The following is a 19,511-nucleotide window of genomic DNA, read 5'->3' as shown; positions in this document are numbered from 1 at the left end:
GGCACATCCACATCCGAACGAATCGAGCACACCCATGCCTGAAACCGGCACGGTCGAAGGCGGCACAGTTCTGCCCTCGACCGATGCATCGGGGTCGACAGGTTCCCGACCCCGCCCGTCCCTGGTGATGCGATTGCACTTCTACGCAGGCATTCTCATCGCCCCGTTCATTCTCGTCGCCGCCATCAGCGGCGGTCTCTACGCACTTGCTCCCACCGCGGAGAACATCGTCTACAGTGATCTGCTGCAGACGAATTCTTCTGGCCCGACTGTCTCCGTCGCCGAACAAGTCACTGCAGCGCAACAGGTTCGACCCGACCTGACGGTGTCGGCAGTGAGGCCTTCGACCGAGGTGGGCGACACCACCCGGGTCATGTTCACCGACACCTCTCTCGGCCAATCCGAGCAGATGGCGGTGTTCGTCGACCCGGTGACCGGTCGCTCCGTCGGTGAGTCCGTCGTCTACGGCAGTAGCAATGCTCTTCCGATGCGCACCTGGATCGGTCAGCTACACCGAAACCTGCATCTCGGTGAACCGGGACGCATCTACAGCGAACTCGCTGCCTCCTGGCTGTGGGTCGTCGCGCTCGGCGGCGTTGTCCTATGGGTGCGACGCTACCGCCGCGGTGGACGCCTGTTCACCGTCGACCGTTCTGTCGAAGGTCGCGTCCGTACCAGGAATTGGCATGGAGGAGTGGGTATCTGGATCGCGGTCGGGCTGATCTTCTTGTCCGCTACCGGTCTGACCTGGTCGGCCTATGCGGGCGAGAACATCACCGGGCTCCGGACTGCGCTGAAATGGACCACTCCGGCATTGAGCACGTCGGCGGGCGAACATGCAGGGCACGACATGTCCGCGATGGCACCCATCGCCCCGGACTCGTTCGGTTCCACCGTCGGCCGGGTCGATGCCGTGCTCGGAACTGCTCGATCGCAGGGTATCGACGGCACGGTCGAGGTCACCATCCCCACCGATCCGAGTTCCGCGTTCGTCGTTACACAGACCCGGCAACCGTTCGTATTCTCGCCCAGCTCGATCGCCATCGACGGAGCCACGAACGATGTGGTGGACACCAACTGGTTCAGCGAGTGGCCCCTCGCGGCGAAGCTCTCGACGTGGGGTATCGCGTTGCACATGGGCATTCTGTTCGGCTTGGTCAATCAGATCGCGCTGGCTCTGCTCGTGGCCGCACTGGTCACCGTCATCCTTCGCGGGTACCTGATGTGGTGGCAACGACGTCCCGTGGGCGCAGCGGTGGGTAGGCCAGCTGCTCGCGGCGGGTTCGCACGCCGATCCCTCTGGAAAAAGGCGGCTTTCGCGATCGGGTTCGCCGCCCTCGGGTGGTTCGTGCCACTGCTCGGAATCAGCCTTCTTGCATTTCTCATCATCGATGCCGCACTCGGACTTCGGCATCGAACCAACACTATGGAGGCATCATGACATTCGGAAAAACATTGCTTGTGGCACTGGCTGCCGGAACGCTGCTCGTCGGCTGCTCCTCGAACGACGCCCCGACGACCGAGGCGGATTCCGTCACCGTCAGGGAAGGGTGGGTCAAGGCGGCAGACGACGGCATGACCTCGGCATTCGCTGAAATCCAAAACACCGGGGAGGGGCAGGTGCGCGTCGTATCCGCGCAGTCGCCTTCGTCTCCGCTGGTGGAATTGCACGAGATAGTTTCCAGCGCAGATGGTTCCATGGTCATGAAGCCCAAGGACGGTGGCTTCGTCGTCGCAGGTGGCGACACCAAGGTGCTTCAGGCAGGCGGCGACCACATCATGCTGATGGGGGTGAGTGCACCGTTGGACCCGGGTAGTGACACCGAGTTCACGCTGACCTTCGAGGACGGGTCGACTTCGACGTTCACGGCGCAGGTCCGCGAGTTCGCGGGCGCGCAGGAAAACTACGGTGGCTGAGCGGACACCTCCGCATCGCACGAGAATCAGTCGGCGACACCTCCTCGGTGGAGGTGTCGCCGCACTCGGCGCTGCCGGATTGACCTACGGAATCGCCAGGGAGCCGGCTGAATCCGAATTCGGAGGCCTGACAGTTCCCTACTACGGTGAGCACCAGTCCGGGATCTCCACCCCAGCGCAGGCCCATGGAATGTTCGTGGCTTTCGACTTGCGGGCGGGCACGACCAAGTCCGATGTCGTCGGCATCATGAAGATGTGGACAGCCGATGCTGCGCGATTGACGCAAGGATTGCCGGCATTGGCCGATACCGAGCCCGAACTGGCACTGGACCCAGCAAGGCTCACCGTCACTGTCGGATTCGGCCCCGGCGCATACGACGCCTCCGGCATAACCAAGCCGGGGTGGTTGGCCCCATTGCCAGAGTTCGGTATCGACCGACTCGAATCACGTTGGAGCGGAGGTGATCTACTGCTACAGCTGTGCGCCGATGACCCCGTTTCCCTCGCGCATGCAGTCCGCGTGTTGGCCAAGAATGTGCGCTCGACGTCGTCGATCCGCTGGGTTCAACGCGGCTTTCGAGCAGCACACGGAGCGCAGCCCCCTGGCACCACGATGCGGAATCTGATGGGGCAGGTCGACGGTACGGAGAATCCAGATCCAGCAACGGATTTCGATGCTCTGGTGTGGGACAGCACCGGCGGAACTTCACTGGTGTTGCGCCGAATTGCCGTCGAACTCGATACGTGGGACGAGTTGGATCGTGGAGGAAGAGAGTTCGTACTGGGGCGTCGACTCGACACCGGGGCGCCGCTGACCGGGAAGCTCGAGCGTGACGTCGCGGACTTCGAGGCTACCGACCGCTTCGGTATACCGGTGATCTCACCGGCTTCGCACATCGCCCGTGCGCATCACACCCATGACGGTGAGCGATTCTTCCGCCGCGCCTACAACTACGACGATCCGCCGTCGAATGACACGACCAGCAACTCCGGCCTGATCTTTGCCGCTTTCCAACGCGATATCGACAGTCAATTTCTTCCGGTGCAACAACGACTGGACGCCCATGATGCGCTCAACGAGTGGACAACCCCTATTGGGTCTGCGATCTTCGCGATTCCGCCGGGGGTCGAGAAAGGCGGCTATCTGGGCGAGCAGGTGTTCCGATAGCTCCGAAAACCTAAGGAACCCACCAGTGACCGTTGCCGCGGACGATCGTCCAGCCGCCCGGGATGTCGGTCCACGCCGAGACGTCACCAGATCCGGTGCGGATCGGCCCGGTGTCCAGCGGTCCGGGGAATGCGACGCCACCGACCTGGGTGGTGTTGTTGAACCAGTTGATGGCGCAGTTACACCAGTTGTTGAGGGAGAAGTCGGTCAAGCCGGGGAGTGCGGGATCGACCCGGACGAAGATCGGTTGGTTGATGAACACCTGATCGAGCCGCCATTCGAGCACTCCTGCCGGATCGAAGCCGACGGTTGGGCTGATCTCCCCTGCAGGCACGAAGCGTGCAGGCGCTGCTTGAGCGGTGGCCGACCCCATCAGCGAAGCGACGAGGACGAACAGGAGGGAGAACAGGGCAGCTGCGCTGCTGCGGCCGCGTCGCTCGGTCATGGATGGTGCCTCTCGCAGGGGTGAACTTCCGCGATGATGTTACCCGAGCTCAGGACTACCCACCTGCCGGTAGCCTCGGTGTAGTGAAAACTTCGAGGGCCTTCTCAGGGTGTATCGCATCGGCATTCCTCATCGCGTCTCTGATCGGCTGTTCGTCGCCGGAACCCGAACAAGCTCAGGCGCCGGTGGCGAACCAGGTGACGGTGAAAAACCGCACCTACTCGCCCGCGAGCATCACCGTCGCCGTCGGCGACACGGTGACCTGGGTGTTCGACGACGGCGGCATGACGCACGACGTCGTCGCCGATGACAAGTCCTTCCGTAGCCCGCTGATGACCTCGAATACGTTCACCCACACGTTCACCGAGCCGGGAACGTACACGTATCACTGCACCCCGCACCCGGACATGATGGGAACCGTTCTCGTTCAGGGCTGAGTTGTAGTAGTTGGTCGGATGACCTGGGCTCGCATCACCGATATCGTGGAACAGGTGATCTCACTCGACCTGCGTACGGGGACAAGAGCGCCGTTGGCCATCGGCGGTCTCGCCGTCGCGGCCGGGGCACTGCTGTACATCCGGGACCCGCGGACGTCGACGTATCTTCCCTGCCCGATCCATGCCGTCACCGGGTTGTGGTGTCCAGGGTGCGGCACGACGCGGGCCCTCGGTGACCTGGTGCGCGGTGACCTACAGTCCGCCCTGACCACGAACGCGCTGGCCGTCGTACTCGTTCTCGTGGGGGTTGTGGTGTGGGGCGTGTGGCTGCGCGCCCGTGCACGCGGCATGGTCTTCGGTATCAGGCGTCCGCCGACGTGGCTGTTCGTCGCGAGTGTCGCCGTCGTGGTGGCGTTCACGATTCTGCGCAATATACCGGCCGGCAGTTGGCTCGCGCCGGCGTCATAGTTGTCCGCTCTTGGTCTTCCCGAAGGAGTAAGCGTATGTGGCTCGAAGTGTTCTCGGTCGTGGTTCTCATAGGGGCACTGGTGGCGCTCATTCCGACTGCTCGGCGCGTGTTCAAGAAGGGCAAGGACGAATAGCGATTCGCTGTAGGGGCGTGTCGGACGAAGCCCCAGATGGGGCAGGGAAGCGTCGGCATCTAGTATCTATGTTGTGTCTATCCCCTCATCGAACCAGGCTTCGGCATCGGAGCAGGCTTACCTGACCGTCAAGGAACTCATCGTCACCGGTGAACTTCCCGGCGGTGAGCTGGTCAGCGAAGGTGACATCGCCGGCCGGTTGGACGTGAGCCGGACTCCGGTTCGTGAGGCGTTCCTCCGACTTCAGGTCGAAGGATGGATGCGGCTCTATCCTAAGCGAGGGGCACTCGTCGTGCCGATCGCGCCCGGAGAGGCCGAACATATCGTCTCGGCGCGCTGGATCGTCGAGACTGCCAGCGTTCGCGCGGTCGTCCGTGACGAACGGGCCCGAACCGAACTTCTCGCTGATCTCCGCAGTAACCTCGAGCGTCAACGTAGCCTCGCCGAAACCGGCACGGCAGCCGAATTCAGTGCTGCCGACGCGGACTTTCACCGGCTGATCGTGCGTGCAGGTGGCAACCCACTCCTCGACGAGTTCTACACCGGTCTCCGCGAGCGTCAACGACGGATGACGGCGCATTCGCTCATCCGCGATCCCGGGCAGATCTCGCGGATCGTCGACGATCACGCCGGGCTCGCCGACTTGATCGAAGCAGGCGACGTCGACGGTTTCGCTGATGCGGTCGAGCAACACATGAACCGGGTGCATGGATTGTCCGAGGGTGGTCGGCGATGACCACTGTCTCCACCGGGTCGAACGTCACCGAGGTCGGTACTGCTCGCTGGCTACTCGTCGCGGCAGGTATGTTCGCCGTCGCGTGGGGCGGAAACGAATTCACCCCACTTCTGGTGATGTACCGGCTCGAGCATGGCTTCTCCGCCGTCACGGTCGATATGTTCCTGTTCGCGTATGTCATCGGGATAGTGCCCGCGCTGCTCATCTGTGGGCCGCTGTCCGATCGGCTGGGTCGACGGCCGGTGATGTTGCCCGCGACGGCGGTGGCCGCTGCCGGATCGATTCTCATCTCGCTCGGCGCAGACAGCGCAGGTGTGCTGTTCAGCGGCCGGGTTCTCAGCGGAGTCGCTCTCGGTATCGGGATGGCCGTCGGAGGCAGTTGGGTGAAAGAGCTTACCGCCCTGGACCCTTCGGCGTCAGGCGGCGCGGGAGCGCGTCGCGCGGCGATGAGTTTGACTGCAGGTTTCGCGCTCGGTGCAGGCGTCGCGGGCATCCTGGCCCAGTGGGCGCCTTGGCCGACGCACCTCGCGTACCTCGTTCATGTGGGCATCTGCGTCCTCGCGGGGATCGGCATGGCTTCGGTGCCGGAGACGCGTGCTGCGGTGCCGGTTGCGGATCGTGAACCGCTTCGCAAAGATCTGTTGATCCCCGCGGCGTCGCACCGCAGATTCCTGTTGGTCGTCGTTCCGTTGGCGCCGTGGGTGTTCGGTGCAGCGAGCGTCGCGTACGCGGTACTGCCGTCGTTGATGGCCGACAGCAGTGGGGGCTACCCCATCGCACTATCGGCACTGATGTCGGTGATCGCGCTCGGCTCCGGCTTCGCCATTCAGGCGGTCGGGCGCAAGATCGACACTCCGACCCACGCCAGAGGAGCACTCGTTGCGCTCGCCATTCTGGTCTTCGGGATGCTGCTCGCAGCGTGGGCCGCATCGGTACTGACGATCGCCGCCGCTCTCATCGCAGCGGCAGTGCTCGGTTGCGGTTACGGCATGGCGTTGGTCTCCGGATTGCAAGAGGTGCAACGTATCGCCGGCCCTGATGATCTCGCCGGGCTGACCGCCGTCTTCTATTCACTCACGTACCTGGGGTTCGCGATACCGGCGATTCTGTCCGCGCTCACCGAGCAGTGGCCGGGGGTCGTGACCTATCCCGTCATCTTCGTCTTCGGTTCGGTTCTCGCCGCGCTCTGCTGGGTGTTCGTTCGCACTCGGTCGAGAGCGCACCTTCCCTGAGTTTCGTGAGCGGGGCGGCAATTTACTCCCCTATTCGGAATCCGTACCCCCTGCAGGCGGTACGGATTCCGAATGGAGGAGTAAATTTGCGCCGGCGGAGTCTACAAAAGCTCCGGCGGCGCCTACGGAAGCGCCGGCAGCTCCGCCTGATAGAGCCAGCTGTCCCAGAGGGTTCGCGGACAACCGAAGCGCGAAGCCAGGTCGATGAAGTCCTGGCTCGATACCGTCGAATAGCGATAATCCTTGGTCCACAGCTGAATCAGTGCGAAGAACCGCTCGTCGCCTACGGTCCGCCGCAGTGAATGCAGTGCCAGCGCGCCACGTTTGTAGACCCGATCATCGAACAGCTTGGCCTTGCCTGGATCGCCGAGTATCAGATCCTTCGGCAATGTCTGCTGTATGGCGTATGCGCGCTGCGCCTTGTCGTGAGCGCTTGCGCCACCGGAGTTTTCGACCCAGATCCATTCGGAGTAGCACGCGAAGCCTTCGTGCAACCAGATGTCCGCCCAGGTTCCGAGTGTGAGGCTGTTGCCGAACCATTGGTGCGCAAGCTCGTGTGCGACAAGGCGTTCGGAGCTGCGATCACCCGAACAATGGTTGGCGCCGAAGATCGAAATGCCTTGCGCCTCGATCGGAATTTCCAGTTCGTCATCGGTGACGACAACGGTGTAGGCCGCGAACGGGTACGGGCCGTACAGACGTACGAAGGTCTCCATCATCTGGGCTTGACGACCGAAATCGTGATCGTAGTGCCGACGCAGCCGTGGAGGGATGATCGCCTCGATCGGTACGGGCTCGGTGCTGGTGACGCGATGCTCGTAGTGCCCGATCTGGATGGTGGCAAGGTATGTAGCCATGGGCTCGGGCTGCTCGTACACCCACGTCGTTCGGCTCGCCCGAGCCTGCTTGCGCACCAACGTTCCGTTGGCCACCGCGTAGTAGGGCGAGTCCGTGGTGATCGTGATGCCGTAGCTTGCTTTCGATACCGGATGGTCGTCGCAGGGAAACCAGGATGCGGCACCGTTGGGTTGGCTTGCGACGATGGCTCCCTCGGCGAGTTCGTCCCAGCCGACTTCACCCCAGAAACTGTTGATGGGCTTGGGGATTCCGCCATAATGCACGGTCACGACGAGCGCCCCACCCGAGAGGATCGGCTTGGCCATGGTGATCTTCAGCTTGCCGCGCTGCTGCGAGAACTTCACCGAGCGGGACCCGTTGACCGACACCTTGGATACCCGCAGCGCGGGCCCGAGATCGAGTGCGAACTTGGCGATGGTCGCGGTGGTGACGGCAGTGATCTGCGCTGTTCCGGTCAATCGATTGCTGTCGACCTTGTACTCGAGATCCAGCTCGTACCGCGAGACCCGATATCCGCGGTTGCCACTCTCGGGTAGGTACGCGTCGATCGGCGCATCGTTGGCGTCGAGGTCGAACGTCGGCGTCACCGTCTTCGAGCCAGGTTTCACAGGGTCGCCTCGGCCGCCGCAGTGATCCGGCGGTACGGATCGCCCTTTGCCCACGGTGCGATCGGGTTGCCTTGCCAACGCGTGTGCGCAGGCACGGTGTCGCCGCGCATCACCAGAGATGCAGGCCCGACGGTCGCGCCGTCGCCGATTCCTGCGGCCGGAAGTGCGACGCAATGCTGCCCCAATGTGGCTCCTCGCCCGAGGGTGACGCTGTCCATGGACATGATCCGATCATGGAACAGGTGCGTCTGCACAACGCACCCACGGTTGACTGTTGCGCCGTCGGCAAGTGTCACAAGATCGGCTTCCGGTAGCCAGTACGTTTCACACCAGACTCCGTGGCCGATGTCCGCGCCGAGCCAACGAAGCCACATGTTGAGCACTGCCGTGCCTTCTGCTGCCCGCGCGAACCACGGGGCCGCGACGGTTTCGACGAACGTGTCGGACACTTCGTTGCGCCACACGAAGGAGCTCCACAGTGGGTGTTCCACCTTGTCGATACGGCCGACCCAGGCCCACTTCGCCAGCGCAGACACCGCAGCGGCGACGGCACCGGCAATCAGCAGTACGACTCCGCTGAGTAGCGCGGCAAGCCAGTACCCATGACTGTCGGCCAGTGCGAGGAGCCCGAACAGCACTCCCAGGCCGATCGCGAATGTCACCACCACCGGAATCAGTCGGCAGGTCTCGACGAATGCCCGAGCGATCTTCAGCTCGGTCGGCGGATCGAATGTGCGTGAGGAGTCGGTCTTCCCGGAGGTGCGGCGCAACCGCACGGGTGGGCTGCCGAGCCAGGAAGATCCGGATTTCGCCTTGTCCGGGGTAGCCGACAGCACGGCGACGAGGCCGTTCTTCGGGACGGTGCGACCCGGACCCGTCATGCCGGAGTTGCCGAGGAACGCCCGCTTGCCGACCTTGGCATCGCCCAGGCGCATCCAGCCGCCGCCGAGTTCGTAGCTGGCGATCATCGTGTCGTCGGCGAGGAATGCACCGTCGGCGACGGTGGTGAATTTCGGAATCATCAGCACTGTCGAGGCCTCGACGTCCTTGCCGATCTTCGCGCCGAGAAGTCGCAGCCATCCCGGCGTCAACAAGCTGGCGTAGAGCGGGAACAGGAAGGTGCGCGCGGAGTCCATGAGTCGTTCCGTTGCCCACACCTGAAAGCCGATTCGGCTGCGAACCGGGTGATAGCCCTCGGTCAGGCCGATGCTGCACAGACGCACCGCGGCCACCGTGATGAGCGCGAACGTTGCGAGGGAGACCATCGTGGCGACAGGTAGCAGCAGTACGCCGCGGCCGAGTGCGCCGAGCAACGTCGTCGCAGTGTGCAGCCACCAGCCCATCAGTACCAACGAGACGCCGATGGAGAAGATCGCCATACCTGACAGGAACAGGGACGCGACGCCGTAGGCCACGATCCACCGGGTCGCGCGAGGTGGTGTTTCCTCGGGCCACGGGTGCTCGGCCTTGCCGATTTTCGTGGCGGGGGAGCCGGCCCACATCTGGCCGGCTTTGACGCGTCCGACGACGGCGGAACCGGCGGTCACGACGGCGTTCTTGCCGACCGAAGTGCCTGGTAGGAGCGTCGATCGAGCGCCGACGGTTGCCCCCGCACCGATCCTGATGCCGCCGATGTAGACGATGTCGCCGTCGATCCAGTGACCGGTGAGGTCCACCTCGGGTTCGACCGAGCAGCCGTCGCCCAGCTCGAGCATGCCCGTCACGGGAGGCATGGTGTGCAGGTCGACGCCCTTGCCGATCTTCGCGCCGAGTGCTCGGGCGTAGTAGACCATCCATGGCGCGCCGGACAGGTTGGAGGCGCCGCTGGCGTCGGTGAGACGCGTTGCCGTCCACAGGCGCAGGTGCACGCTGCCGCCGCGGTCGTAGGCGCCGGGTTTCACCCCGGTCAGCAGCAGGCGAGAGCCGACGACCGAGATCGCCATCCGGCCGACCGGGGTGATGAACAGCGAGAACGCGACCAGGAGCCACCACCAGGACACCGTCGGCGCCCATGGCACGTCGGCGAACCACGACATGACGTTGGCGAGGATGCCGAGCCAGGTGACCCACTGCAGGCCGGTCAGCGTGGTCAGCGGCACTGTTGCGGCGATCTGAATCCACTGAGCCCGGCGCGGCGTCGGGATCACCTCGCGTGGCACGACGTCGACCGGCGGTGCAAGGTCGTCGAGCATGCGGGCAAGTGAGCCGAGCCGCGGGTGGTCGTACAACTGCGCGACGGTGACCTCGGGAAAACGTTGACGCAGCGCTGTCACCAACTGCGCGGCGGACAACGATCCGCCACCGTTCTGGAAGAAGTCGGCGTTGTCGTCGGAGACCTGAGCGCCGAGAATTTCGGTCCACAGTTCGGCAACCCATCCTGCGGTTCCGCCGAGCCCGGACTGTTCGCCCATGCCGGGAAGTGGCCACGGGAGCGCGTTTCGATCCACCTTGCCCGACGTCCGCGTCGGCAGCTCGTCGACGAGGGTGAGCCGCGGAACGAGCGCCGACGGAAGTTGCTGGGCGAGCAGGGTCCGCGCGGCGTCGAGATCGAAGTTCGGGTCGGTGCTGGACAGATACCCGATGAGCACGGAGTTGCCCGCACCCGTGGTGCGGATTGCCGCGGCAGCACCGGCGACACCGGGGAGGGCCTGTAGTGCGTTGTCGATCTCACCGAGTTCGATGCGTCGCCCGCCGAGCTTGATCTGATCGTCGGCGCGCCCCTGGAAAAGTAGGCCCTCGAGCTCGAGTTCGACGAGGTCTCCGCTGCGGTAGGCGCGCTCCCAGCCGAGTGTGGGCATGGGCGCGTACTTTTCGGCATCCTTCTCGGGGTCGAGGTAGCGGGCGAGTCCGACACCCCCGATCACCAGTTCACCGACTTCGCCGACGGCTACGGGATTGCCTGCAGCATCGACGACCGCGAGATCCCAGCCGTCGAGCGGTAGACCGATGCGCACCGGACCCTTGCCGTCCATGATCGATGCGCAGGCGACGACGGTCGCCTCGGTCGGACCGTAGGTGTTCCACACTTCACGCCCGTCCACGGCGAGACGCTCGGCCAACTCGGGCGGGCAGGCCTCGCCACCGAAGATGAGCAACCGGACTGCTTCGAGGGCAACGGCGGGCCACAGGGCCGCCAGAGTGGGAACCGTCGATACGACGGTGATGTCGCGCGAGACGAGCCATGGCCCCAGGTCCAGGCCGCTGCGCACGAGCGATCGTGGCGCGGGCACCAGTGCGGCGCCGTGACGCCAGGCGAGCCACATTTCCTCGCACGACGCGTCGAACGCCACGGACAGGCCCGCCAGTACACGATCACCGGGGCCGAGCGGATCGTCCTGCATGAACATGCGCGCTTCTGCATCGACGAACGCCGCCGCGCTGCGGTGGCTCACGGCCACCCCCTTCGGGGTCCCGGTCGAACCGGAAGTGAAGATGACCCAGGCGTCGTCCTCGGGTGTCGGGACGCCGACGTCCGAGGCGGGTGGTGTGTTCTTTTCGGCAGTACCGGCAACGATCCCGTTCGCGGTCACCACCGCAGTGACCTGGGCCTCGCCGAATACCAGTTCGGCGCGCTCGTCGGGGTCGTCCGCGTCGACGGGCACGTAGGCCGCCCCCGCGTTGAGAATCGACAGGATGGCGACGTACAGAGCGAAGGATCCCGAAGGCATCCGAATTCCGACGCGATCGCCGCGGCGAACACCGGCCCGATACAGCCACTGCGATCCCTCGTCGATGTCTACGAGTAATTCGCTGTAGGACACCGCGACAGTGCCGTCGTCGATGGCGGGTGCGTCAGGGTACTGCTCTGCTGTGGCGCGAAGAACATCGATGAGCGTGCGCTGCTCGGGCGCGTGCTCGGAGCGCAAGAAGTCGGTGGGTACGTCGTTCGAAGGCAGTTCGGGGGCCGAATCCGATTGTGGTTGCACAGAAAACGGGGTGTCCTTCTTCTCGTTGATTGCCGAATTGCGAGTGAACCTCGATGGTCGTTATCTCATGTTCGGGTGGCCGGAAGGTGAACGGACGGATGGATCGGTGAGGCTCGACACCGCGCGAATTCTACTCGGGATACGGCTTCGGATCGGCTGGAGACGCGATTTCCTACCGGAGGGGTTGACAACCTCGTAGACCGTTTGCCATCCTCTTCACAGGTCATGAGTACCAGCATCGAGCCCCGGCTTGCTGGTCGGCAACCCTCCTCCGCGGTGGGGTGCTCCGGGTGACGACCTGGCTGACGCCGGAATACCGGCGCGGCAAGCGCGGACTCGATCGTCCTTCTTCGATATTTCGAGTCCCTTGATGTACAAGGGGATATTTGTCATGACTGCTGTTCTCGAAAGCTCGTGCGCACCGTTCGCCGTGGTCAGTGGGGCAGACCTTCAGGTCCCGCTGGTCGACGGCAGTACCTGCACGTATGCGAATTTCGACTATGCCGCCAGCGCTCCTGCTCTCGCCGCGGTGACCGATCGGATCGTCGAGTTGCTGCCCTACTACTCGAGTGTGCACCGCGGCGCGGGTTACGCCTCGCGCGTGTCGACGGCGGCGTACGAGAAGGCTCGTACGACTGTGTCGAATTTTGTTGTAGCACAGAGCGATTCAGTGACGATCTTCACCAGGAACACCACCGACTCGCTCAACCTGCTGGCGCGGTGCGTGCCCGGTGAGACCGTGGTACTCGACATCGAGCACCACGCGAATCTATTGCCGTGGCGGGACCGCCGTGTCGTCGTTGCCGCCGACACCCTTGCCGAGACAGTGGCGCGCATCGAGGTCGAGCTCGCCACGAAACCGGCTGCGTTGCTTGCCATTACCGGCGCCTCGAATGTCACCGGTGAAGTGTTGCCCATTCGTGAACTTGCAGAGCTGGCTCATCGGTACGGTGCTCGCATACTCGTCGACGGCGCCCAGCTGGTACCGCATCGCCGAGTCGACATCAGCGACCTCGGTGTCGACTACCTCGCCTTCTCCGGCCACAAGCTGTACGCCCCGCATGGCGCAGGAGTGCTCGTGGGTCGTCGCGATTGGCTCGATGCGGCTCAGCCGTACCTCGCCGGGGGCGGTGCCGTGCGCAGTGTGAGTGTGGAATCCACCGCATGGGCGCTCTCGCCCGCGCGTCACGAAGCCGGCACGCCCAATGTCCTCGGCGTCGCCGCAGTGGCTGCCGCTTGCGAGGCGCTCGCCGAGCACGAGAGGTCGGGATCCGTCGAACACGAGCGTGCTCTGTCGGACCGATTGCGCGCCGGACTGACGGCAACCCCCGGCGTGCGCTTGCTCGAAGTGTGGACCGACTCTCCGGATACTGTGGGGATCGTCACATTTACGATCGACGGCTTTGGGCCCGGTGAGATCGCTGCTTACCTGTCGGCTGAGCATGGCATCGGTGTTCGAGACGGCAAATTCTGTGCGCACCCTCTTCTTGCGCGCCTCGGTCGTCCCGACGGGGCAGTGCGTGCGAGCCTCGGTCTGGGAAGCTCCAGCGCCGACGTCGATCGCCTGCTCGGAGCCATAACGAAGCTCGTGCACGAGGGCGCGTCGTGGACGTACGCGGAGGAGGACGGATGGTGGAACCCGGTGCCCGATCCGCGTCCCTTCCCCGATCTGGTGGACGGAAAGGCAGGAGTGGGATCTCCCTGTGTCCCGGCCACGGTGCCGGTGAGTGCCATCGGGGAGTCAGGTGCCGCTGAGTGGGACGAAGCCCCATCGCCGGCTGAAGCGGTTAGCATCGGAATATGACAGCAATTGTCTTGTGGCGCAACCGTCGCTGGTACGACAGGTACGTCGATTTGTGCCGGACAGCGTCCGGATCTTGTAGGCGCTCGGGTTAGACCCCAGACAGAAGCCGCATCCCTTGCCTTGTACGAAGGACACAATCGCATGTCGCACAGTTCCGATATCACCTCCGATCACCTCCACGCTCGCCCCATCCGGGTGGCCCTCGACCTGAATGGGCAGTGGACCGAGCTCACCGACTCGACTCCGACTTCGGAAATGGTGAGAATTCAGGCCGAAGACCTGCGGGAAGCGCAGAATCTGCGTACTCGGCTTCGCGCGGAGGCCGTCGAGTCGGGCAAGGACGCCGACGAAGTGGCCGTGTTCCTCGATATCGAGATTCACATCGCTGACGATGCACGCACTGCCCGTCGAGAGTTTGCAGGCCACGACGCCCCGGTGGTTCCGGCCTCGATTCGTTATATCGGTACACCCGTCGGGCTGGCAGGTCTGATAGCCGATGTGAAAGCTGCTGACGTCGCCGATGGCGTCACCCTGATCGCAGCGGGTCCCCAGGAAGCTAATTTCGGCAAGGTCGCGTACGGCGTCGTGCCGTGGCTGGAAGATCGTGGAGTCGTGTTCTCGGCGTCGAACGTGGCGGGAGCCACCGGAGTTCGACCTGCCTCGCGAGTGCTCGCCTCGTAGCTCGCACTACTACTACGAGCGGGCCGCATCTGTCCTCAGGTTCCCGCAGCCTCTGCTGTCATGTCATGTCATGGACAGGGCAAGTCCGGCGGTGATGCGCAGCAGTTCCGAATAGGTCGTCCGAAAGATCGTGTTCGGATGCCCTGCAGCAGACCACAATTCGGGATACTCGGCCAACTGCTCGTCGACGTATGTGGGCAGATTCGTCGGGTGACCCACCGGTGCGATGCCTCCGATCGGTTGACCGGTGCAGTGCTTGACCAGCTCGAGTGGAGCTTGCGACAACCTCCCCTCCAGTCTCCGGCCTGTCCGATCGAGGTTCACCCGGTGCGCACCGGAGACGAGCAGTAACACTGGGTCGTCGTCGAGCAGAAACACCAGGGACTTCACGATCGCGCCGACGTCGACGCCGAGAGATTCGGCGGCGGCGTCGGCGGTCACTGTCGGCACGGGCGCGGTGACGACCACCCCGTGATGTCCACGCGAGATCAGGACGTCCGCGACGTGGGCTGCGTTCGGGTGAAGAAGCCGGGGCATAGGGCAAGCGTATTGCCAATCGGCAGTCCGTGCCTCGTACTAGGCGTCGACGGGGAGGTTCGCCGGTTTCTGTTGTGTGCGGTAGGTGAAGCCGAAGAACAGGGCGAGACCGACCACCGTATAGAGGACGAGTGCCAGCGCGGGCTGCCCGACGCCGTTGCCGGCGAAGTAGACGATGCTCCGAACGCCTTCGGTGCCGACTCCCGGGGTGATCCAGCGACCGACGGCAGAATAGAACTCCGGAAGCACGTTCGGACCGAATGCCCCTCCGGCGCTGGGGTTTCCGAGAATGACGAACACGACGATCGCGATCGGAACAGCGGCAACGCCGACCGCAGCGCGTAGCCCGAGCGTGAACAGTGCCGTTGCCAGGACCACCGCTGTTCCCAGTACCGACAGAGGGAACCAGTGGCCGGCGAACGTGCCGAGAACATGCGTGGTGATGAACGCACCGAGGATTCCGGACAGGATCGAATAGCCGACGAGTACCCCGAGCTGAGTCGACGCTCCGCGTAGCGACTTCGGTGCGCCGATGAGGAGTCCGATTGCCGCGGCGAGCAGATACCCGCCGACGACCCAACCGACGGAGAGGTAGAAGCCGGACAATCCTCGGTTGTCGTGGATGCCCACGGGAATATCGTCGCGAACGACGAAGGTGCGGTTCTGACTCTTGTCGATCTTGGTGAAGATCGCGTCGAGCGAGGTGGCAATGGAGCTGCCTGCGGCGCTGGCGGTGATGAGTGTGTCCGTGCCCGTCGGGCTCAGAACGTAAGCGCCGAGCACCTCTCGGTTCCGGATCAGCGCACGCGCATCGCCCGTGCTGGCAGCGGTGCGGGCATCGAGGGGAGTGCCTTCGATGGCGTTGAGCTTGTCGGCCGTATCGACGTCCAGGCCGGCAGGGAGCCCTCGCGCGGCAACGACCACGATCGGAATCTCGCGCGGGGTCGGCTGATGGAAAGCAGCTACGTAACTGAGGATGAAGCCGAGTTGGAGTATCAGCACTCCGGCCGCTAACCAGACAACCTTGCGCATGGATGTGAACTTTCCTGTCGAATGGATTGTCAATACCTAAGGTATTGAATACTCTAGGTATCGTGACGGTAGACGGTCAAGAAGAGTGGTTGTCGACACAGATCGCGTCGGGCCGGCCCGGGCGCGAGAACGTGCGTGAACGGCTGCTCGACGCGGCAGCCGACGAGTTCACCGAACACGGATTCGCTGCGGCCAAACTCCAGGACATCGCCAGACGCGCAGGCTTCACCAAGGGCGCCGTCTACTCCAATTTCGAGTCCAAGCAGGCACTGTTCGCCGAGCTGCTCTCGCGCCGCTCGATGGAACTCGCCGCACGAGTCATCGACGACGTGTCCGACCTCGGCCCCGACGATGCTGCCGGAGCAGGCGGCAGCGCCATCGCGTCGTGGATCGTCGCCGAGCCCCGGTGGCCACTGCTGGTGACCGAGTTCGGCATCCATGCTGGTCGAGAACCAAAGTTGGCGGAAAGCTACCGACGTGAGCGTCGAGTACTTCGGGAAGAACTTGCCACCCTGATCTCCGCCAGGGCCGAGGCGTGGGGCGTGGCGGCCACTCTCGATGCGCGAGAAGTAGCGACGTCACTGCTGGCGCTGATCTCCGGCCTGTCCGTCGAGCATTCCGTCGATCCGGACGAGATCGACGAACGAGCCATCGGTGCAGCGATCACCGAACTCTTCGCTGGCGCAATCGCCCGGGCGACCGAGCAAGATTGAAGCGGATCTCATCGGGTACCCGACCCCACATGAGTGCTCAGAACCCCGACCCGAACGAAACCGCAGGATTGGAACCAGGCGGCGGTGTTCAGCCCGGAGATACGCCACCGGCAGAAACTAGCGTCGGTGGTCCGCAGCACGAACCGCCGCAACGAGGGTTGGCATTGCCGATCGTGTTTCTCGGGCTTATCGGGCTGGTGGTGATCATCGTCGCAGCTGGGCTGATCGGTCGAATCTTCGGTCTCTACTAGTAGGTGAGAACGGGCGGCCCGCTAGGCTCAGCGGCATGAAGGAACAAATCTGGAACGCATTTTCCGTCGAAATCGCCGACCATGTGGCGGTAGTTACCCTGATCGGTCCTGGCAAGGGTAATGCGATGGGCCCGGACTTCTGGAACGAATGTCCACTGGTTTTCGCGCAGCTCGACGCTGATCCCGACGTACGCGCAATACTCCTCGTCGGTTCGGGCAAACACTTCACTTTCGGTCTCGACCTGGCAGCGATGGCAGGGGAGTTCGCGCCGCTGATGGCCGACAAGGCCCTCGCCGGTCCGCGCACCGCATTCCACAACACGATCAAGCGGATGCAGTTGGCCACCAACGCCGTTGCCGACTGCCGCAAGCCCGTCGTTGCAGCCGTGCACGGCTGGTGCATCGGCGGCGGACTCGATCTCATCAGTGCCGCCGACATCAGGTACGCCAGCGCCGACGCCAAGTTCAGTGTTCGTGAAGTACGGGTCGCCATCGTCGCCGACATGGGTTCGCTCGCGCGACTGCCCGCGATCATCGGCGACGGTCACCTTCGCGAACTCGCATTGACGGGCAAAGACATCGACGCCGCTCGCGCCGAGAAGATCGGACTGGTCAACGACGTGTTCGAGGACCACGACGCGCTGATCGCCGGTGCTCGGGCCACAGCAGCAGAGATTGCCGCCAATCCGCCTCTGGTGGTGCAAGGCGTCAAGGAGGTCCTGGACAACTCGCGTGCAGCCGACGTCGATGCCAGTCTGCGATTCGTAGCTGCCTGGAACGCGGCTTTCCTAGCCTCGAACGATCTGACCGAGGCGATCACCGCAGTGTTCGAGAAGCGCCCGGCAGAGTTCTCCGGAAGCTGACCCACCGTGGAGTACGCCGAAGAAATCGGTACCCAGCTGGTGCGTCTGCAGCGCGCACGGGACCGCAATATTGCGCAGCTGACCGAAGAGTCCGGTGGCGTCGACGGAGCAGCATTCGTGTGCTTGTTTCGACTGCTTCGCGACGGCCCCATGAGGTCGAGTGAGCTGGCGGCACTGGTCAACTCGGACCCGTCGACGGTGAGCAGGCAGGTCGCCCAGCTCGTCGACCGTGGGCACGTCGAACGTGTTCGCGACGAGAGCGATGGCAGGGCGTTCGCCCTCGCCGTCACAGAGTCGGGCAAGCAGGTAGTCCATCGAATTCAGCTGCGTCGGAACGCGCACATCGGCAAGATCATCGAAGACTGGTCGAACGAGGACCGCGCGTCATTGGTCGAACTGCTGGACAGATTCCTGACCGACTACGAGCGATCCAGAGTGGATACGTCCAAAGGCTCGTGACGGCAGAACCCCAGGTCGGTCATGTCTCCTTCTCCGGCTTCCCAGAGCGAGGCATGACGACCCGGCGTCAGCGCAGCGCGCTTTTGGGGTCGTTCCAGAGCTGATCGGTGAAGTCCTCCAGCGCGACGAGTACGACCGTGTCCTCGGCTCGACGAAGAATCGACTTGCTGGCCCGAACCTGCACCACATCGCCGGTCTTGTCGGTCATGCGCCACAGCGAATCGGCTCGCGTGGCAACCGTCGTCAAGAACATCTCGGCGACGTTGACACCCTCGGGAGCCTGATCGGGAAAGATGTCGTGCAAATGAAAGTCCGCACGAGCCGATTCCTCGGTGCCGAAAAGTTCGTCGAAGGCTTCGTTCGCGAACACGATTGCGCCACTGGGATCGACGGCGAGAATCGGCACGGGGATGCGGTCGAGAACGACCGTCACCGGCAGCTCTGGAAATTGTCCTGCATCGGAGACGAAGCTAGCTTGCCTGTTCTTACGACGCTCGCCCGTATCTCCTGCGGACGAATCGACGGAATTGCTTTCGCTCATAAATCTCCCCACTAGTGCGTCGAAAAGAACCAAGCTGTGTTGCATACCCGCAGGGGAAGGGTGAACACTTCCCCTGCCGGAAACATCCAAGTACGGAACTGCCGGTGCCTAAAAGTTGTCAGTGCTCTGGATTGTCTGCCAAACGCTTGAACGATGCAGCGATTTCGGCTTCTGCTTCGGCCCGGCCTACCCAGTCCGCGGCCGTGACGTGCTTGTTGGGCTCGAGGTCCTTGTAGTGGACGAAGAAGTGCTTGATCGCGTCCAATTCGAACGTCGAGACATCGCTGAGATCCTGGATGTGGTCCCAGCGTGAGTCGCCTGCAGGCACGCACAGAACCTTGTCGTCACCGCCGGCCTCGTCCACCATCTTGAACATTGCCACTGGGCGGGCCTCGACGATGACTCCGGGGAAAACGGATTCCGGGAGAAGAACGAAAGCATCGAGCGGATCGCCGTCCTCACCGAGGGTGTTCTCGATGAAGCCGTAGTCGGCCGGGTAACCCATCGCCGTGTACAGGTAGCGGTCGAGGCGAACTCGACCGGAAACATGGTCGATTTCGTACTTGTTTCGCTGACCCTTGGGGATCTCGATGGTGACGTCGAACGACACGCGCTGCCCTCGCTCTTCTTTGTTCTCGTCTTGCGTCTCGAGTGACGCACGATGGTGGCGGGGTCAGCGTACCGGACCCGAGGATACTGTT

General features: G+C 63.7%; 20 protein-coding genes and 1 riboswitch. Of the genes, 13 read left to right on the top strand and 7 right to left on the bottom strand.

The window, feature by feature from the left end; all coding sequences use genetic code 11:
- Positions 1 to 34 precede the first annotated feature (34 nt).
- From BJD99_RS04265 to BJD99_RS04255, 3 genes are read left to right on the top strand one after another with little or no spacing between them, the layout of a single operon-like run.
- The gene (locus tag BJD99_RS04265) at positions 35 to 1,441 is read left to right on the top strand and encodes a PepSY domain-containing protein (RefSeq protein ID WP_179142179.1); all 1,407 of its coding nucleotides are present in this window, start codon (positions 35 to 37) and stop codon (positions 1,439 to 1,441) included.
- Complete coding sequence (locus BJD99_RS04260; protein WP_084345561.1) at positions 1,438 to 1,917, top strand: copper chaperone PCu(A)C; 480 nt, start codon at positions 1,438 to 1,440, stop codon at positions 1,915 to 1,917. The genes BJD99_RS04265 and BJD99_RS04260 overlap by 4 nt, the downstream gene beginning before the upstream one ends.
- Positions 1,910 to 3,085, top strand: a complete 1,176-nt coding sequence (locus tag BJD99_RS04255; RefSeq protein ID WP_084345560.1) for a Dyp-type peroxidase — start codon at positions 1,910 to 1,912, stop codon at positions 3,083 to 3,085. The genes BJD99_RS04260 and BJD99_RS04255 overlap by 8 nt, the downstream gene beginning before the upstream one ends.
- 10 nt (positions 3,086 to 3,095) lie before the next feature.
- Here BJD99_RS04255 and BJD99_RS04250 read toward each other — a convergent pair whose 3' ends face one another.
- A complete protein-coding gene (locus BJD99_RS04250) occupies positions 3,096 to 3,530 on the bottom strand; it encodes a hypothetical protein (RefSeq protein ID WP_084345559.1) in 435 nt (144 codons plus the stop codon).
- An 83-nt stretch (positions 3,531 to 3,613) separates the two neighbouring features.
- Here BJD99_RS04250 and BJD99_RS04245 point away from each other — a divergent pair, with 83 nt between their 5' ends.
- From BJD99_RS04245 to BJD99_RS04230, 4 genes are all read left to right on the top strand, one after another.
- Entirely contained in the window at positions 3,614 to 3,967 is a 354-nt protein-coding gene (locus BJD99_RS04245; protein WP_256895478.1) for a cupredoxin family copper-binding protein, read from the top strand.
- An 18-nt stretch (positions 3,968 to 3,985) separates the two neighbouring features.
- Positions 3,986 to 4,435, top strand: a complete 450-nt coding sequence (locus tag BJD99_RS04240; RefSeq protein ID WP_084345557.1) for a DUF2752 domain-containing protein — start codon at positions 3,986 to 3,988, stop codon at positions 4,433 to 4,435.
- Between the two features lie 207 nt (positions 4,436 to 4,642).
- On the top strand, positions 4,643 to 5,305 hold the full coding sequence (locus BJD99_RS04235) for a GntR family transcriptional regulator (protein WP_256895477.1): 663 nt from the start codon (positions 4,643 to 4,645) through the stop codon (positions 5,303 to 5,305).
- Positions 5,302 to 6,537 (top strand): MFS transporter, encoded by a 1,236-nt coding sequence (locus tag BJD99_RS04230; RefSeq protein WP_084345556.1) that lies wholly within the window; start codon positions 5,302 to 5,304, stop codon positions 6,535 to 6,537. Before BJD99_RS04235 ends, BJD99_RS04230 begins: the two co-directional genes overlap by 4 nt.
- 122 nt (positions 6,538 to 6,659) lie before the next feature.
- On the opposite strand, the gene BJD99_RS04225 is transcribed toward BJD99_RS04230, so the two are convergent.
- Entirely contained in the window at positions 6,660 to 8,003 is a 1,344-nt protein-coding gene (locus BJD99_RS04225; protein WP_084345555.1) for a M1 family metallopeptidase, read from the bottom strand.
- Complete coding sequence (locus BJD99_RS04220) at positions 8,000 to 11,929, bottom strand: Pls/PosA family non-ribosomal peptide synthetase (protein ID WP_143542045.1); 3,930 nt, start codon at positions 11,927 to 11,929, stop codon at positions 8,000 to 8,002. Before BJD99_RS04220 ends, BJD99_RS04225 begins: the two co-directional genes overlap by 4 nt.
- A gap of 221 nt (positions 11,930 to 12,150) precedes the next feature.
- A riboswitch (SAM riboswitch) is annotated at positions 12,151 to 12,266 on the top strand.
- Between the two features lie 54 nt (positions 12,267 to 12,320).
- Between BJD99_RS04220 and BJD99_RS04210 the strand changes: the two genes are divergently transcribed.
- Both BJD99_RS04210 and BJD99_RS04205 read left to right on the top strand, forming a co-directional pair.
- Positions 12,321 to 13,733, top strand: a complete 1,413-nt coding sequence (locus BJD99_RS04210) for an aminotransferase class V-fold PLP-dependent enzyme (protein WP_084345888.1) — start codon at positions 12,321 to 12,323, stop codon at positions 13,731 to 13,733.
- A 141-nt stretch (positions 13,734 to 13,874) separates the two neighbouring features.
- Complete coding sequence (locus BJD99_RS04205) at positions 13,875 to 14,414, top strand: hypothetical protein (RefSeq protein WP_084345552.1); 540 nt, start codon at positions 13,875 to 13,877, stop codon at positions 14,412 to 14,414.
- A gap of 63 nt (positions 14,415 to 14,477) precedes the next feature.
- On the opposite strand, the gene BJD99_RS04200 is transcribed toward BJD99_RS04205, so the two are convergent.
- Entirely contained in the window at positions 14,478 to 14,951 is a 474-nt protein-coding gene (locus BJD99_RS04200) for a YbaK/EbsC family protein (protein ID WP_084345551.1), read from the bottom strand.
- A gap of 39 nt (positions 14,952 to 14,990) precedes the next feature.
- A complete protein-coding gene (locus tag BJD99_RS04195; RefSeq protein ID WP_084345550.1) occupies positions 14,991 to 15,983 on the bottom strand; it encodes a hypothetical protein in 993 nt (330 codons plus the stop codon).
- A gap of 131 nt (positions 15,984 to 16,114) precedes the next feature.
- On the opposite strand from BJD99_RS04195, the gene BJD99_RS04190 reads away from it, so the two are divergent.
- From BJD99_RS04190 to BJD99_RS21200, 4 genes are read left to right on the top strand one after another with little or no spacing between them, the layout of a single operon-like run.
- Positions 16,115 to 16,696: a TetR/AcrR family transcriptional regulator gene (locus BJD99_RS04190; protein ID WP_084345887.1), complete on the top strand. Its 582-nt coding sequence runs from the start codon at positions 16,115 to 16,117 to the stop codon at positions 16,694 to 16,696.
- 29 nt (positions 16,697 to 16,725) lie between these two features.
- Positions 16,726 to 16,947: a DUF6480 family protein gene (locus BJD99_RS04185; protein ID WP_084345549.1), complete on the top strand. Its 222-nt coding sequence runs from the start codon at positions 16,726 to 16,728 to the stop codon at positions 16,945 to 16,947.
- Positions 16,948 to 16,982: 35 nt separating this feature from the next.
- Entirely contained in the window at positions 16,983 to 17,810 is an 828-nt protein-coding gene (locus BJD99_RS21205) for a crotonase/enoyl-CoA hydratase family protein (RefSeq protein ID WP_084345548.1), read from the top strand.
- Positions 17,811 to 17,816: 6 nt separating this feature from the next.
- The gene (locus BJD99_RS21200; RefSeq protein WP_084345547.1) at positions 17,817 to 18,269 is read left to right on the top strand and encodes a MarR family winged helix-turn-helix transcriptional regulator; all 453 of its coding nucleotides are present in this window, start codon (positions 17,817 to 17,819) and stop codon (positions 18,267 to 18,269) included.
- A gap of 67 nt (positions 18,270 to 18,336) precedes the next feature.
- Here BJD99_RS21200 and BJD99_RS04170 read toward each other — a convergent pair whose 3' ends face one another.
- Both BJD99_RS04170 and BJD99_RS04165 read right to left on the bottom strand, forming a co-directional pair.
- Positions 18,337 to 18,810, bottom strand: coding sequence for a PAS domain S-box protein (locus BJD99_RS04170; RefSeq protein ID WP_084345546.1), 474 nt, complete (start codon positions 18,808 to 18,810; stop codon positions 18,337 to 18,339).
- Positions 18,811 to 18,928: 118 nt separating this feature from the next.
- Complete coding sequence (locus tag BJD99_RS04165; RefSeq protein WP_084345545.1) at positions 18,929 to 19,420, bottom strand: inorganic diphosphatase; 492 nt, start codon at positions 19,418 to 19,420, stop codon at positions 18,929 to 18,931.
- Between the last annotated feature and the right edge of the window lie 91 nt (positions 19,421 to 19,511).

It is taken from the genome of Rhodococcus sp. 1163 (assembly GCF_002091985.1).
Lineage (GTDB): Bacteria > Actinomycetota > Actinomycetes > Mycobacteriales > Mycobacteriaceae > Rhodococcoides.
This window is presented reverse-complemented; position numbering and strand designations above follow the sequence as displayed.

What these genes read in the sequence shown, in the direction of transcription:
- BJD99_RS04205 (WP_084345552.1), top strand. Translation starts at nt 13,875, where the DNA reads ATGTCGCACAGTTCCGATATCACCTCCGATCACCTCCACGCTCGCCCC.
- BJD99_RS04185 (WP_084345549.1), top strand. Translation starts at nt 16,726, where the DNA reads ATGAGTGCTCAGAACCCCGACCCGAACGAAACCGCAGGATTGGAACCA.
- BJD99_RS04265 (WP_179142179.1), top strand. Translation starts at nt 35, where the DNA reads ATGCCTGAAACCGGCACGGTCGAAGGCGGCACAGTTCTGCCCTCGACC.
- BJD99_RS04195 (WP_084345550.1), bottom strand. Translation starts at nt 15,983, where the DNA reads ATGCGCAAGGTTGTCTGGTTAGCGGCCGGAGTGCTGATACTCCAACTC.
- BJD99_RS04250 (WP_084345559.1), bottom strand. Translation starts at nt 3,530, where the DNA reads ATGACCGAGCGACGCGGCCGCAGCAGCGCAGCTGCCCTGTTCTCCCTC.
- BJD99_RS04170 (WP_084345546.1), bottom strand. Translation starts at nt 18,810, where the DNA reads ATGAGCGAAAGCAATTCCGTCGATTCGTCCGCAGGAGATACGGGCGAG.
- BJD99_RS04200 (WP_084345551.1), bottom strand. Translation starts at nt 14,951, where the DNA reads ATGCCCCGGCTTCTTCACCCGAACGCAGCCCACGTCGCGGACGTCCTG.
- BJD99_RS04210 (WP_084345888.1), top strand. Translation starts at nt 12,321, where the DNA reads ATGACTGCTGTTCTCGAAAGCTCGTGCGCACCGTTCGCCGTGGTCAGT.
- BJD99_RS04240 (WP_084345557.1), top strand. Translation starts at nt 3,986, where the DNA reads ATGACCTGGGCTCGCATCACCGATATCGTGGAACAGGTGATCTCACTC.
- BJD99_RS04230 (WP_084345556.1), top strand. Translation starts at nt 5,302, where the DNA reads ATGACCACTGTCTCCACCGGGTCGAACGTCACCGAGGTCGGTACTGCT.
- BJD99_RS04260 (WP_084345561.1), top strand. Translation starts at nt 1,438, where the DNA reads ATGACATTCGGAAAAACATTGCTTGTGGCACTGGCTGCCGGAACGCTG.
- BJD99_RS21205 (WP_084345548.1), top strand. Translation starts at nt 16,983, where the DNA reads ATGAAGGAACAAATCTGGAACGCATTTTCCGTCGAAATCGCCGACCAT.